This is a genomic window from Bradyrhizobium sp. SUTN9-2, assembly GCF_003122645.1.
Lineage (GTDB): Bacteria > Pseudomonadota > Alphaproteobacteria > Rhizobiales > Xanthobacteraceae > Bradyrhizobium > Bradyrhizobium yuanmingense.
This window is the reverse complement of record NZ_LAXE01000001.1, coordinates 3,478,983-3,493,374: the sequence shown is the minus strand read 5'-3', so window position 1 is coordinate 3,493,374 and position 14,392 is coordinate 3,478,983. Positions and strand designations below refer to the sequence as shown.

The window sequence follows — 14,392 nt, the reverse complement described above, 5'->3', positions numbered from 1 at the left end:
TCTATGGCAGTCGCGTTTGACGAAATGAACATTCCCGGCGGGGACCTCCGCCCCGCCTATCAGGAGCTGGCGCGCTGGCTCAAGGAGACGCCTCCCGAGGCGCTCGAATATCGCCGCCAGGAAGCTGAGCTGCTGTTTCGCCGGATCGGCATCACCTTCGCGGTCTACGGCGATTCCGAGTCCACCGAGCGCCTAATTCCCTTCGACGTGATTCCGCGGATCATGTCCGGCAAGGAATGGGCGCGGCTGGAGAAGGGCCTGAAGCAACGCGTGCGCGCGCTCAACATGTTCCTGCGCGACATCTATCACGGCCGCGACATCCTCCGCGCCGACATCGTGCCCGACGATCTGATCTTCCAGAACCCGGTGTTCCGGCCCGAGATGAACGGCCAGCAGGTGCCGCACGATGTCTACGTGCACATCGCCGGCATCGACATCGTCCGGGTCGACGCCGAGGACTTCATCGTGCTGGAGGACAACGCCCGCACGCCGTCGGGCGTGTCCTACATGCTGGAAAACCGCGAGATCATGATGCGGCTGTTTCCGGATCTGTTCGCCCGCCACCGGGTGGCGCCGGTCGAGCGCTATCCGGACGAGCTGCTCGCAGCGCTCCGCTCGGTCGCGCCGCAAAGCGCCTCCGGCGAGCCGACGGTGGCGCTGCTCACCCCGGGCGTCTACAATTCGGCCTATTACGAGCACTCCTTCCTCGCCGACAAGCTCGGCATCGAGCTGGTCGAAGGCCGCGACCTCATCGTCAAGAACAACGAAGTGTTCATGCGGACGACGGAAGGGCTGAAGCGGGTCGACGTGATCTATCGGCGCGTCGACGACGACTTCCTCGATCCCCTCACCTTCCGTCCCGATTCGGTGCTCGGCGTGCCCGGACTGATGTCGGCCTACGCGGCCGGTAACATCACGCTCGCCAACGCCGTCGGCACCGGCATCGCCGACGACAAGGCGATCTACTCCTACATGCCCGACATCGTGAAATTCTATCTCGGCGAGGAGCCGATCCTAAAGAACGTGCCGACCTGGCGCTGCCGCGAGCCGAAGGACCTCGCTTATGTGCTGGACAATCTAAGTGAGCTCGTCGTCAAGGAAGTGCACGGCTCCGGCGGCTACGGCATGCTGATCGGCCCCGCCGCGACCAAGGCGACGATCGAAGCGTTCCGCGACAAGCTCAAGCGCGAGCCGGAAGGTTTCATCGCCCAGCCGACCCTGGCGCTCTCGACCTGCCCGACCTGCACGGCGTCGGGCCTCGCTCCACGTCACGTCGATCTTCGCCCCTTCGTGCTCACGGGCAGCAAGAGCACGACCATCGTGCCGGGCGGGCTCACCCGCGTCGCGCTCAAGGAAGGCTCCCTGGTGGTGAACTCGAGCCAGGGCGGCGGCACCAAGGACACCTGGATTCTGGACGAGTAGAGAGATGCTGTCGCGTACCGCCGAAAACCTCTACTGGCTCGCCCGCTACGTCGAACGGGCCGAATATCTCGCGCGCACCATCGATGCGACGCTGCGCGTCACCGCGCTTCCCGCCGCCTATATCGGCAAGACCAATGAATGGGATTCGGCGCTGCTCACGGCCGGGGTCGCCGCGAGCTTCTATCAGGCCTATGAGGAAGCCAACGAGCACAACGTCGTCGAGTATCTCTCGTTCTCCCAGAACAACCCGTCCTCGATCCGAAACTGTATCGAAGCGGCGCGGCTGAACTCACGCTCGGTGCGCACGGCCCTCACCAGCGAGATGTGGGACACCATCAACTCGGCCTGGATCGAGCTTCAGGCGGTGTGGAGCAAGGGCACCTCGACGCGCGAGGACCTCGCAAAATTCCTGCGCTTCGTGCAGGAGACCTCGCTGCGCTTCGACGGCTCGGCCTATCGGACCATGCTGCGCAACGACGCCTATTGGTTCTCGCGCATGGGCGTGCACCTGGAGCGCGCCGACAACACCGCGCGCATCCTCGACGTGAAGTATCACGTGCTGCTGCCCGAGGAGGAGCATGTCGGCGGGCCGCTCGACTTCTACCAGTGGAGCTCGATCCTGCGCTCGGTCTCGGCGCTGACGGCTTATCACTGGGTCTATCGCGAGACGCTGAAGCCCTGGCTGATCGCGGACCTGTTGATCCTCAACGACACGCTGCCGCGCTCGCTCGCCAGCTGCTACGGCAACCTCGTGCGCAACCTCGACCAGATCGGCGTCGCCTATGGCCGCCAGGGCCCGGCCCAGCGCCACGCCCGCGGCATCCGCAACCGGCTGGAACACAGCAACATGAACGACATTTTCCAGCATGGCGTGCATGAATTCATTCAGGAATTCATCGCGGACAATTCCAGGCTGGGCGAAATCATCACGAAGCAGTATTTGATCTAATGTCGCTCGACTGACGACAGGGGATATTGTCATGGCCGGGCAAGAGCGCGAAGCGCGTCTTCGCGCTAGATGTCCCGGCCATCCACGTTCTTGCTTTTGCGCGACGAGGAAGAACGTGGATGCCCCGGGACAAGCCCGGGCATGACGAGCTTCTTTGCGACGGCAGTCACGCCTTACAACAAACGACACGGTCCACCATGCGCCTGCGAATCCAGCACACCACGACCTATCGCTACGAGCCGCCGGCCACCAGCGTGATCCAGATCCTGCGCATGACGCCGGGCAGTCATGACGGGCAATACGTCGCGGAATGGCAGATCGACGTCTCCACCGACACCAAGCTCGACATGCATGAGGACGCGTTCGGCAACGTCACCCACGTGCTGTCCTGCGGGCCCGTCGGCGACATCCAGATCATTGCCGAAGGGCTGATCGAGACCCACGACACCGGCGGCGTGCTGCGTGGCAGCGATGAGCGCTTTCCCCCCGGCATGTTCCTGCGCGTCACCGACCTCACCTCGGTCAATCCGGCGATGACGGCGGTCGCGCGGCAGTTGCGCAGCGAGGCCGAGAGCGACACGCTGGGCTTCCTGCACACGCTGATGACGCAGGTGACCGATCACATGACGTTCGACGAGGACCCCACCAACAGCGGCACGTCCGCAGCGGAGGCGTTCACGCTCAAGCGCGGGGTCTGCCAGGACTACGCGCACATCTTCATCGCCTGCGCCCGCGCCGGCGGCGTGCCGGCGCGCTTCGTCTCCGGACATTTCCTGCGTGCGGACGACACCGTGCACCAGGACGCCGGCCATGCCTGGGCAGAGGCCTACGTGCCCGATCTCGGCTGGGTCGGCTTCGATCCCGCCAACAGCATCTGCGCTACCGACGCGCATGTCCGCCTCGCGATCGGGCTTGACTATCTCGGCGCGGCCCCGGTGCGCGGCACGCGCTACGGCGGCGGCACGGAAACGCTGACGGTGGCGGTGAAGGTCGAACAGGCCGGCCGCGGCGGGCAGTCGCAATCGCAATCCCAGCGGCAGAGCTAGGAGCCGCCAGCCGAACACATTCGGCATGCTACAATCGCGGGATCGGATCAGACCCGCGAGGTAGCCATGGCGACTGTGAAACTACTTTCGGATGATGAACTCTCGGCTGAAGCGCGAGCCGTTTTCGACGACATCCGTAAAGTGCGGAAATCGGACTTCGTCAACAATTTCTGGCGCGCGCTGGCGCACGATCCGAAGACGCTGCGGCGGACCTGGGAGAGCATCAAGGAGGTGATGGCTCCCGGCGCGCTCGATCCCAAGGTCAAGGAAATGCTCTACGTCGCGGTGTCGATCGCGCATGGCTGCAGCTATTGCATCCACTCCCACACGGCCGCGGCACGGGCCAAGGGCATGAGTGAGGCCGAATATGGGGAGCTGCTCGCCATCGTCGGCATGGCCGCGGAGACCAACCGGCTGGTGACGGCGCTCGGCGTGCCGGTTGATGAGGCGTTTCTGGTCGACGCAGCTGACTAGCTTGCCGTCTCGCACCGTCATTCCGGGGCGCGCGTAGCGCGAACCCGGAATCCATCTGGTCGCAGAGTTGGTGGAGGAATGGATTCCGGGCTCGCGACTTCGTCGCGCCCCGGAATGACGGGCTTAATCGGGGGTTGGAGTGGCCCTTGAAATTGGCTAGTAATTCCGCGCAAACGCGTTCGGGGACTGGAAATGACCTATTGCTGCGGAATCCTGGTTCGGGACGGTCTGGTGATGATCGCCGATACCCGCACCAATGCCGGCCTCGACAATGTCTCAACCTTCCGCAAGCTGCACATCTTCTCCAAGCCCGGCGAGCGCATCATGGCGATCGCCAGTGCCGGCAACCTCGCCATCAGCCAGTCGGTGCTGTCGACGCTGACCGAGGGCCTCGAAGATCCCAATACGGGCGAGATCGAGACGCTGATGAACGCGCCGACCATGTTCCAGGCCGCCCAGCGCATCGGCCGGGCGATCCGGGCGGTGCATGCCACCGAAGGGCCGGCGCTGAAATCCGAGGACGTGTCCTTCGACGTCTCCTTCCTGTTCGGCGGCCAGATCAAGGGCGCGCGGATGCGCCTGTTCATGGTCTACACCGCTGGCAATTTCATCGAGTGCACCACCGACACGCCGTACCTGCAGATCGGCGAGCACAAATACGGCAAGCCGGTGCTCGACCGTGCCATGCATTACGACGTCGAGCTCTACGAGGCGCTGAAGACGGGCCTGATCTCGATGGATTCGACGATGCGCTCAAACCTCGGCGTCGGCCTGCCGATCGACGTGCTGGTGGTGCGCAACGATGCCTGCGAGGCCGATCTCAACCACCGCATCGAGGCAGGCGAGCCCTATTTCCACGACCTGCGCTCGCGCTGGTCGGCGGCCTTGCGCGCGGCGCATCAGAACATTCCGCGCCCGCCCTACAAGAACGACAAAGAACCCAAAACCTGACAGCAGAAGAGAAAAGGCAGGAAACGATGAGTGACGCGAAAAAGATCGCATTGGTGACGGGCGCCGGCACCGGCGTCGGCCGCGCGGCGTCGCTGGCGCTGATGAACACCGGCTTCACCGTGGTGCTCACAGGCCGCCGGCTCGACATGCTCGAGGAGACGGCAAAGCTCGGTCCCGCGGGAAAAAGCCTCTGCGTCACCGCCGACATGACCAAGCCGGACTCCATCGCCGCGCTGTTCGACAAGGTGAAGGCGACTTACGGCCGGCTCGACGTGCTCTTCAACAATGCCGGCATGGGCGCGCCGGCCGTCAACTTCGAGGATCTCAGCCTCGAGCAATGGCAGGCCGTGGTGAACACCAACCTCACCGGCCCGTTCCTGTGCACCCAGCACGCCTTCCGCATCATGAAGGATCAGACCCCGCGCGGCGGCCGCATCATCAACAACGGCTCGATCTCGGCGCACGCGCCGCGGCCATTCTCGGCGGCCTACACCTCGACCAAGCACGCCATCACCGGCCTCACCAAGGCCAGCAATCTCGACGGCCGCATGTACGACATCGCCGTCGGCCAGGTCGACATCGGCAATGCCGCAACCCCGATGACCGACCGCATGGTCAACGGCCCCGGCGTGCTGCAGCCCGACGGCACCACCAAGCACGAGCCGCGCATGGACGCGAAAGCAGTCGGCGATGCCGTGGCCTACATGGCCAGCCTGCCGCTCGATGCCAACGTGCTGACCATGACGGTGATGGCGACCAAGATGCCGTTCGTCGGGCGGGGCTGAACAAAAAGCGCGAAAACAACCCCATGCACAGTAGGCGTCAAGAGGCGCCTGCTGCTGCCGGGCTGCGGGCGTGACGCGAGTTAAGTCCCCACGCCATCTCAACAATCGTCATTGCGAGCGCAGCGAAGCAATCCAGGCTGCCGCCGCGGTGAGATTCTGGATTGCTTCGTCGCATCAGCGCAAAATTGCTACGCAATTTTGTCGCGAGCTCCTCGCAATGACGTTGAGAGAGCGGAGGGCCTACTCCAGGCTCTCCACCTTGCGCAGGGCTGGAAACAGCTTCATCCAGAGCAGCGCCACTGCGACGGTGGCGACGCCGCCGAGCACAGCGGCGGGCATGGCGCCGAGCAGCGCGGCTGCCACTCCACTCTCGAACTGGCCGAGCTGGTTCGAGGCGTTGATGAACAGGAAGTTCACCGCGCCGACGCGGCCGCGCATCTCATCGGGCGTCGACAGCTGCACCAGCGAGAAGCGGATCACGACGCTGATCGTGTCGGCCGCACCGAGGATTGCAAGCGACAGCACCGACAGCCACATCCAGGACGACAGCGCGAACACGATGGTGGCGAGGCCGAACACGATCACGGCCTGGAACATGCGGAGGCCCACATGCCGGGAGATCGCGTGGCGCGCCAGCACCATGGTCATCAGCAAGGCACCGACCGCAGGCGCGGCGCGCAGCACGCCTAACCCGACCGGGCCGGTCTGGAGGATGTCGCGGGCATAGATCGGCAGCAGCGCCGTGACGCCGCCGAACAGCACGGCGAACAAATCGAGCGAGATGGTCCCGAGGATCGCCGGGTTGCTGCGAATGAAGCGGACGCCGGCGAAGATGTTGTCCGAGTCCATCCCCTCCCTCGCGATCGCCTGCGGGCGCGGCCGGATGAAGCCGGTCAAGATCATCCCCAAGACCCAGAACAGGACCATCACGGCATAGGCAAGGTGCGGGGCGACCGCATAGGCGATGCCGCCGAGCGCAGGTCCCGTGATGGTCGCGACCTGCGCCGCCCCACTGGAGACGGCAGTGGCGCGCTGGAGCGAGCCCTGCGGCGCGATCAGCGGCAGCAGCGCCGCCGTGGTCGGGCTCTCGAACGCGCCGGCGATTCCGAGCAGGAAAGTCGCGATGAAGATCTGCACTTCGCTGACCGCGCCGAGATAGGTGATGGCCCCGAGATAGAGCGCGGTCGCGGCCTCCACCAGCTGGCAGAGCTGGACGACGCGCTTGCGCTCGTAGCGATCGGCGACGTGGCCGGCGACGAACACCAGAAGCGCGGTGGGCAGGAACTGGACGAGACCAACCATCCCGAGGTCGAACGCCGAGCCGGTGAGATCGTAGATCTGCCAGCCGATCGCGACGGCCGCGATCTGGCTGGAGAAGCGCGACAGGCTGCGCGAGAGCAGGAAGAACAGGAAAGCGGGATGGCGGAGGAGCTCACCGGCGGTGACCGGTCGATGTCCGGATATTGGCTGCTCTGGCATCGCCTCTTCGGTCACGCTCGGACCGCTCTTTCCCTCGATATCGAAGGCCCCCGGGGTGGCCGAGGTGGCCCCGCTTGTCAACACTGGTCGTTCCCGGCTGCTCCCGGCATTGCCTTTGCAACGCATGGGCGGCCATAATCATCGAGGGGCTTGAGACATCATGCTGCGCCTGCAATCTGCACTCGGCATTTTCGCATTGCTGCTGATCGCCTTCGCGCTGGCGGAAAATCGTCGCGCGGTGTCGCTGCGCCAGGCGGCGATCGGCCTTGCCGCGACCTTCGTCACCGCCCTCGTGCTGCTGAAGCTGCCGGTCGTCGCCCATGCCTTCGGCGCCATCAACGAGGCGGTCGGCGCGATCTCGGCGGCCTCGCGGGCCGGCTCCGCCTTCGTGTTCGGCTATATCGGCGGCGGACCCCTGCCCTTCGACCTGAAGGCGCCAGGCGCGGACTTCATCCTGGCGTTCCAGGCACTGCCGATCGTGCTGGTCATGAGCGTGCTCACGACGCTGTTGTTCTATTGGCGCGTGCTGCCGCCGATCGTCCGCGGCATGGCCTGGCTCTTGGAGCGCAGCCTCGGCGTCGGCGGCGCGGTCGGGCTTTCGACGGCCGCCAACATCTTCCTCGGCATGGTCGAGGCGCCGCTGTTCGTGCGGCCGTATCTGGCACAGATGACGCGCAGCGAATTGTTCCTGGTCATGACCGGCGGCATGGCGGGCATCGCCGGCACCGTGCTGGTGCTCTATGCGACGCTGCTGGCGCCGCTCATTCCCGACGCCGCCGCACATTTTGTCATCGCCTCGGTGCTCGGCGCGCCGGCGGCGATCCTGATCAGCCTGATCATGGTCCCTGAAGCCTCCGACAAGCGCACCGGCGGCGCGCTGGAGGATCCGCAAATGGAGGTCGCCAGCACGATGGACGCGATCGTGAAAGGCACCAGCGCGGGCATCGAGCTGCTGATCAACATCGTCGCGATGCTGCTGGTGCTGGTGGCGCTGGTCTATCTCGTCAACGCAATCCTCGGCCTGCTCCCGCACGTCGGCGGGGCCGCGATCTCGCTGCAGCGGCTGCTCGGCCTCGTCATGGCGCCAGTGTGCTGGCTGATGGGGCTGCCGTGGGATCAGGCGATCACTGCCGGCAGCCTGATGGGCACCAAGACCGTGCTGAACGAATTGATCGCCTATGTCGACTTCTCGAAGCTGCCGCCCGATACGCTCGATCCGCGCTCGCGCCTGATCATGCTCTATGCAATGTGCGGCTTCGCCAATTTCGCCAGCCTCGGCATCATGATCGGCGGCTTAGGGGTGATGGCGCAGGAGCGGCGCGAGGAGATCAATGCGCTGGGGCTGAAGTCGATCGTGTCGGGGACGCTCACGACGTGCCTGATGGGAGCGGTGGTGGGGGTGTTGGCGTAGGCTCTCTTTCCACGCGTCATTGCGAGCGAAGCGAAGCAATCCAGACATGCGTCCGCGGAGACAGTCTGGATTGCTTCGTCGCAAGAGCTCCTCGCAATGACGGCGGCGAGAATCTTTGCCTCAACCGCACAATTTCGACTTCTGCAGGATGCGACGCACCTCAGGCATCTTGGCGCGGCACGGCTCGGCCGCCATCGCCTTCGCCTCGCTGGTTCGCCCCTGCACCCACAGCAACACCGCCATCAAGCCCTGCGCCCCGGAGCGCACCGGCCCACCCGCCACGTCCGAAGCTGCGAGCGACATGGCGGTTTGCGCTTCCCTCTCGGCGGCATTGATATCCGCTTGTTCCAGGAAGAAGACAGCACGGTAGACGTGAGCCCGCGCGTCTTTCGGGTAGCGGCTAACGAGATCGAGCGACCGGCTGGCCATCTCGTCGCCCTTCATCGGCACTTCAGAGGCGCGGATATAGTGCGCGGCATCGGCCATGTAGGCCGAATAATGCGCGGCGGCGAAGCCGGCGCAGATGAGAGATCCGATGGATCCTGCCAGCAAGGTCATGCTCGCGCTCCGCGGCAGGCTGTCATAGGACCAGAAGGCGAGCCACGGCGTGACGGCGAGCGCGGCGCCGGCCACCGCACCGCCTGCGTGGGCGTAATAGTTGACGTTGCCGGAAGCGCCAAAGGCCATTGGCAGCAGTGCGGGAACACCGAAGAACAGCGACGTCTTCAGCCTCGATATGGTCTGATCGGCGTCCGCTTCGGGATCGAAGCTCGCCACGAACAGCGCGGCGATCAGCCCGGTGATGGCGCCGGACGCACCGACGCCGACCGTGCCGGGACCGTTGCCCAGCAGCGAGCCGGCCTCTCCGGCCAATGCACTGGCAACGAAGATCAAAGCAAACCAGCCGCGGCCGATCAGCGACTCCAGCCTGACGCCGACGATGAACAGCGCCACGCAGTTGCTCACGAGGTGCCACCCGCTGCCATGCAGAAGCGGCGCAAGGCCGATTCGCCACCACTCTCCCCTCCCGACGACGAGATCGTAGCCGGACGCCCCCTGAGCGATCAGCGAGCGCACATCAATGTCGCCGTCCCGCGCGATGTCGATGGCGAGACTACGCTGCAGAACGAAGATCAGGAGCAGACCGAAGATCAGGCCGATGGTGAGGAAGGGGATGTCGGCCAGAAGCTTGTTGTCGGCAAAAAGCGTCTCCTCGCTGGAAGAGGGCTTCTCTATGGCGATCGGCGCGGCGGCGGCTTGAAACGATGCTCTTGGAGCTGGCGCTACGGTGCCGCGTCGGCCAAAAGTGTTGGTCGCCATGAAAGCATTTCCCGCATTGACACAGCCTTTAGTTGACGCGAGAGGTATTTTCGACTGGTTAGCACCAGGCTTGCGGGGCGGCCGAAATCATCCCGATTGCTGACCGCCCGGTTTCTCGGATCGACCGCATTTTAGCGATCGAGAGTTGCGCTTACGCCTTCAGCTCCACCGTCTTGAACTCAGCGGGGAGGATCACCTCCAGCAGCTCCACGTCGTCCGAATAGTCCAGGATCATGTGTCTGATCTTCGGCGGCTGGGTCCAGGCGCTGCCTTGCTGCATCAAGGTCTCGCCCTGCCCGTCCATATAGGTCTTCACCCAGCCCTTGAGCACGTAGACCATCTGGAATTCGACGTCGTGATAGTGGAGCTTGGACACCTCGGCCGGGTTGCAGGGACCTTGCAGGCGGATCACATGCGCCTGCGCGAGGCCATGGGTCGCCTCGCCGATGCCGAGATCGCGATACTTCGCGTAGGCGCGCAGGCCGTCGGCCTTGAAGTCTTCCTCGCGGTGATGGCTGACGGCGATGCGCTGCTTCGGACGTGCGGGCTTTTTCGCAGCGGCAGTGCGCGCCTTCGCCTTCACGGCCTTGCGTGCCGAGGATCGCGTCGCCGCCTTGGCGCCACTCCGCTTCTTCACCGCGGTCTTCAATGCGGGCCTCGATGCCTTTTGCTTGGCCATTGTCTGCCTCCCTGTTTCTGAGCCGCCGTCGCGCGGTATGGCTTGAAGGTCAGCTTATCCAGTCGTGGGCGAGGCAGCAATCGCAGAGCTGGTCGTGTTGAGTAGTGCCGCATCCGCGCTGTCACCCTCCCCCTCCAGGACCCTCCCCTGGAGGGTAAGAGGCTGAGGCCAATCACGCGATCACCGTATCGGATCGTAGCTTGCCCCAAGCTGGCGCGTCGGGCTGGGGTCGTCTCGTCTTCGTTCTCGCGCTGAACTAGTCTCGCCCGGGACATCCGGGGGAATTGATTCATGGGCAGCAATGTCGGTAAGCGTGCATTTCAAAATGCCCGGCTTCAGAAGCGGCAAAAGGCCGACGTGCTGCCCTTGCTCGGGCAAGCGCTCGAGTTGCACAAGAAGGGACGCTTGCCCGGGGCCAAGGCTGCCTATCGCCAGCTCTTGCAGATCGCGCCCAATCAATTCATCGCGCTGCATATGCTCGGCGCGTTGGAGTCCGATGCCGGGAATTATCAGCAGGCCGAGAGCCTGCTGAGCCGGGCGGTTGTCATCGATCCGCGATCGGCCGAAGCCCATATGAGCCTGGGCGTCGCGCTGAACGGGCTGAAACGTCACGCTGATGCCCGCGAGAGCTATCGCAAGGCGCTCGCCTTGCGGCCCAACTACGCCCTCGCTCTCTCCAATCTCGGGAACGCGAGCGCGGCCCTGGATCGCTACCAGGAAGCGCTCGACAGCTACGATCGGGCGCTCGCCGTCGACGCAAACCTCGCCGAAGCCCACAACGGCCGCGGCTCCACGCTCTGCCGTCTGCGCAACTACGACAAGGCTCTTGCAAGCCTGAACCGCGCGCTCGCGATCAAGCCCGACTATGCGGCGGCGCTGGCGAACCGCGCCGTGGCACTCCGGGAGCTGCAGCGATTCGACGAGGCCATGGCGGATTGCAACCGGGCAATCGCCCTCGCCCCTGACGACGTGAACGGATGGCTTTGGCGCGCCAATGTCTTGCTTCAGACCCGGCAGGTGGCCCAGGCACTATCCGATTGCGAGAAGGCGCTCGCGATCGCGCCCGATTCCGATCAGGCTCATCTGGTGCTGGGCCTTTGTCTTGCCGGACTAGGCCGGGTCGACGAAGCCCTCGCCAGTTTCGACAGAGCCCTCGATATCAGGCCCGATCTCGAGAGCGCGATCTCGAGCAAGATCTTCACGCTCGATTTTGTGCCGGACGCCAGCGTCGAGCGGCATCAGCAGGCGCGACGCGTATGGTGGGAGCGGATCGGCGCGAGAATCGCTTCAGAAGCGGCGGCACCGCATGACAACGGCCGCGATCCGGATCGCCGCCTGGTGCTTGGCTACGTCTCGTCGGACTTCAACGCGCATTCGGCTGCGTTCATCTTCAAGCCCGTCCTGCAACACCATGACCGCGCCCAGTTCGAGATCGTGTGCTACTCGTGCTCGGCGAAGGAGGACGCGACGACACGCGAATTTCAAGGCATCGCCGATCGCTGGCGTGACGCCTCGCAATGGAGCGACGATCGCCTCGCCGCCCAGATTCGCGCCGATCGCATCGATATCCTGATCGATCTGTCCGGCCATACCAGAGGAAACCGCCTCGGCATATTTGCGCGCAAGCCGGCACCGATCCAGGCGCACGGCTGGGGCCATGGCACCGGCACCGGGTTGCCGACAATCGACTATCTGTTCTCGGATCCGGTCGGGATTCCGCACGACGTTCGGCATCTGTTTGCAGAGACGGTGGTCGACCTGCCGTGCTTCGTGACGCTGGCGCCGCTGCCGGCCGGGATTGCGCAGGGCAAGACGCCGGCGCTCTCGAACGGCTTCGTCACCTTCGGTGTCTTCAACCGCATCAGCAAGATCTCGGACGAGGCCGCGGCAGTCTGGTCCAGGATCCTCGAACGGGTGCCGGGCTCGCGACTGTTGATCAAGGACGTGGCGCTCGACGACCAGCTGGTCCGCGACGAGCTGCTGGCGCGATTTGCGGCTTGCCGATTGCCGGCCGAACGCGTCGATCTGCTCGGGGCCACCTTGCGGGACGAGCATCTGGCATCGTTCAATCGCATCGATATTGCTCTCGATCCGTTTCCGCAGAACGGCGGCGTCAGCACATGGGAAGCCCTGCAGATGGGTGTGCCCGTGGTGGCGAAGCTCGGCAACAGCCTGCCCGGCCGCGCTGCCGGCGCCATCCTCACCGCACTTGGCCTGCCGGACTGGGTCGCCGACAGCGAGGAGGCCTATGTCGAGATCGCGGCCAGCCGCGCGGCCGAGATCGGCGAGCTCGACAAGTTGCGCCGCGGGTTGCCCGCAACGATCAACGCCGCGGCCGCGGGCAACCCCCTCTCATATGCACGCGCGGTGGACGCGGCCTATCGCGCGATGTGGACGCGTTATTGCAGCGGCGGCGTCTGATTGCGTGATCTCGTAGGGTGGGCAAAGCGCAGCGTGCCCACGACTTCTCTCAATCGGAAACAGACGGTGGGCACGGCGCGCGAAGAGCGCGCCTTTGCCCACCCTACGAGTCCGGCGCTCTGCTCAATGCAGGCGGAACACGCCGTCAACGGCGCGGAGCTCGGCCGGCTTGATCAGCTTGGAATGGGCCACCGTCACCGAATGGAGGGGACCGTCGAGCTTCTCCTGCCAGAACGCCAGGAAATCGGTCAGCGCGGGGAATTTCGGAAACATGTCGTAGTTCTGCCAGACATAGGTCTGGAGCAGCGAGGGATGATCCGGCATCCGATAGAGAATTTGTGCCGTCGTCAGCCCGTAGCCCAGCATCTGTTTCCGGAATTCCTCGGAAACGCCCCCAACGCGCAGTCCCATGCCAAACCTCCTTTGCAGGAGCGCATTCGGCGAGTGGCTTGGTCCGTGCCCCGGGGAGCCACCCGGAAACGATGCGCTCACATGAGAGAAATGTGACGCAAACTGACAACTCATCTCAAGCCCAAAAGTTTAACAAGCTGTTGAAATTCAATGCTTTAGCAGCAGAGACGACTCCGTGCTAATACGGTCACGGCTGCCCGGTTAACGATGGCGAGGGGTTTCTGGCAGTCCGCGCTTTCGGCTGCTAATTTTTCTGCTACAAACCCTTGCTCCCGCAAAATTCCTGTCCTATTTCAGGCTCGCCCGTGCTAGCACTCACGGGCAACGACTGCTAACAATCTCCAAATCCTCAACACGTGCAATTGCTTAGGAGGACTGCATGAAATTCCGTCCGCTTCACGACCGCGTCGTGGTCAAGCGCATCGACGCAGAAGAGAAGACCGCTGGCGGCATCATCATTCCCGACACTGCCAAGGAAAAGCCCTCCCAGGGCGAAGTCGTCGCCGTTGGTCCCGGTGGCCGCGACGAAGCTGGCAAGCTGATCCCGATCGACCTGAAGGTCGGCGACCGCGTGCTGTTCGGCAAGTGGTCCGGCACCGAGGTCAAGATCGACGGCCAGGACCTGCTGATCATGAAGGAGAGCGACGTGATGGGCGTTCTCGAAGTCAGCGAGTCCAAGAAGAAGGCGGCTTAAGAGCCCCTCTCCTCCCCTCCAGTCAAACTCACCTAAGGAAAACTCCAGATGGCAGCCAAAGAAGTCAAATTCTCGGTTGAAGCGCGCGACAAGATGCTGCGCGGCGTCGACGTTCTCGCCAATGCGGTGAAGGTCACGCTCGGTCCGAAGGGCCGCAACGTTGTGCTCGACAAGTCGTTCGGCGCTCCCCGCATCACCAAGGACGGCGTCACCGTCGCCAAGGAGATCGAGCTCGACGACAAGTTCGAGAACATGGGCGCGCAGATGGTGCGCGAAGTCGCCTCCAAGTCCGCTGACGCGGCCGGCGACGGCACCACCACCGCCACCGTGCTCGCCCAGGCGATCGTGAA

14 protein-coding genes are annotated in these 14,392 nt (G+C 64.3%); 10 read left to right on the top strand and 4 right to left on the bottom strand.

Annotation, left to right across the window (positions count from 1 at the left end; genetic code table 11):
• The first annotated feature begins 3 nt into the window (after window positions 1-3).
• The 6 genes from XF30_RS16075 (at window position 4) to XF30_RS16050 (ending at window position 5,627) form a co-directional block, all read left to right on the top strand.
• A complete protein-coding gene (locus XF30_RS16075) occupies window positions 4-1,422 on the top strand; it encodes a circularly permuted type 2 ATP-grasp protein (protein WP_036029797.1) in 1,419 nt (472 codons plus the stop codon).
• A 4-nt stretch (window positions 1,423-1,426) separates the two neighbouring features.
• On the top strand, window positions 1,427-2,371 hold the full coding sequence (locus tag XF30_RS16070; protein WP_036015356.1) for an alpha-E domain-containing protein: 945 nt from the start codon (window positions 1,427-1,429) through the stop codon (window positions 2,369-2,371).
• Between the two features lie 197 nt (window positions 2,372-2,568).
• The gene (locus tag XF30_RS16065) at window positions 2,569-3,417 is read left to right on the top strand and encodes a transglutaminase family protein (RefSeq protein WP_036015358.1); all 849 of its coding nucleotides are present in this window, start codon (window positions 2,569-2,571) and stop codon (window positions 3,415-3,417) included.
• A 66-nt stretch (window positions 3,418-3,483) separates the two neighbouring features.
• On the top strand, window positions 3,484-3,891 hold the full coding sequence (locus XF30_RS16060) for a carboxymuconolactone decarboxylase family protein (protein WP_109143279.1): 408 nt from the start codon (window positions 3,484-3,486) through the stop codon (window positions 3,889-3,891).
• Between the two features lie 192 nt (window positions 3,892-4,083).
• Window positions 4,084-4,842, top strand: coding sequence for a proteasome-type protease (locus XF30_RS16055; protein WP_036015360.1), 759 nt, complete (start codon window positions 4,084-4,086; stop codon window positions 4,840-4,842).
• 26 nt (window positions 4,843-4,868) lie between these two features.
• A complete protein-coding gene (locus XF30_RS16050; RefSeq protein ID WP_057029541.1) occupies window positions 4,869-5,627 on the top strand; it encodes an SDR family oxidoreductase in 759 nt (252 codons plus the stop codon).
• A gap of 240 nt (window positions 5,628-5,867) precedes the next feature.
• On the opposite strand, the gene XF30_RS16045 is transcribed toward XF30_RS16050, so the two are convergent.
• Window positions 5,868-7,106, bottom strand: a complete 1,239-nt coding sequence (locus tag XF30_RS16045; RefSeq protein ID WP_192893419.1) for an MFS transporter — start codon at window positions 7,104-7,106, stop codon at window positions 5,868-5,870.
• A gap of 160 nt (window positions 7,107-7,266) precedes the next feature.
• Between XF30_RS16045 and XF30_RS16040 the strand changes: the two genes are divergently transcribed.
• The gene (locus XF30_RS16040; RefSeq protein WP_109143277.1) at window positions 7,267-8,517 is read left to right on the top strand and encodes a NupC/NupG family nucleoside CNT transporter; all 1,251 of its coding nucleotides are present in this window, start codon (window positions 7,267-7,269) and stop codon (window positions 8,515-8,517) included.
• Between the two features lie 120 nt (window positions 8,518-8,637).
• Here the strand turns inward: XF30_RS16040 and XF30_RS16035 are convergent, their stop codons facing one another.
• Window positions 8,638-9,837, bottom strand: a complete 1,200-nt coding sequence (locus tag XF30_RS16035; protein ID WP_244608960.1) for a rhomboid family intramembrane serine protease — start codon at window positions 9,835-9,837, stop codon at window positions 8,638-8,640.
• A gap of 151 nt (window positions 9,838-9,988) precedes the next feature.
• A complete protein-coding gene (locus tag XF30_RS16030) occupies window positions 9,989-10,516 on the bottom strand; it encodes a cupin domain-containing protein (RefSeq protein WP_109143276.1) in 528 nt (175 codons plus the stop codon).
• Window positions 10,517-10,807: 291 nt separating this feature from the next.
• Here XF30_RS16030 and XF30_RS16025 point away from each other — a divergent pair, with 291 nt between their 5' ends.
• The gene (locus tag XF30_RS16025; protein WP_109143275.1) at window positions 10,808-12,937 is read left to right on the top strand and encodes an O-linked N-acetylglucosamine transferase, SPINDLY family protein; all 2,130 of its coding nucleotides are present in this window, start codon (window positions 10,808-10,810) and stop codon (window positions 12,935-12,937) included.
• A gap of 123 nt (window positions 12,938-13,060) precedes the next feature.
• Here the strand turns inward: XF30_RS16025 and XF30_RS16020 are convergent, their stop codons facing one another.
• Window positions 13,061-13,348 carry an usg protein gene (locus tag XF30_RS16020; protein WP_036015394.1) on the bottom strand — a complete coding sequence of 96 codons (288 nt, stop codon included), beginning with the start codon at window positions 13,346-13,348 and terminating at the stop codon, window positions 13,061-13,063.
• Between the two features lie 379 nt (window positions 13,349-13,727).
• On the opposite strand from XF30_RS16020, the gene XF30_RS16015 reads away from it, so the two are divergent.
• Complete coding sequence (locus XF30_RS16015) at window positions 13,728-14,042, top strand: co-chaperone GroES (protein ID WP_025037205.1); 315 nt, start codon at window positions 13,728-13,730, stop codon at window positions 14,040-14,042.
• A 48-nt stretch (window positions 14,043-14,090) separates the two neighbouring features.
• On the top strand, window positions 14,091-14,392 hold a 302-nt coding region (locus tag XF30_RS16010), incomplete at its 3' end, for a TCP-1/cpn60 chaperonin family protein (protein ID WP_283811141.1).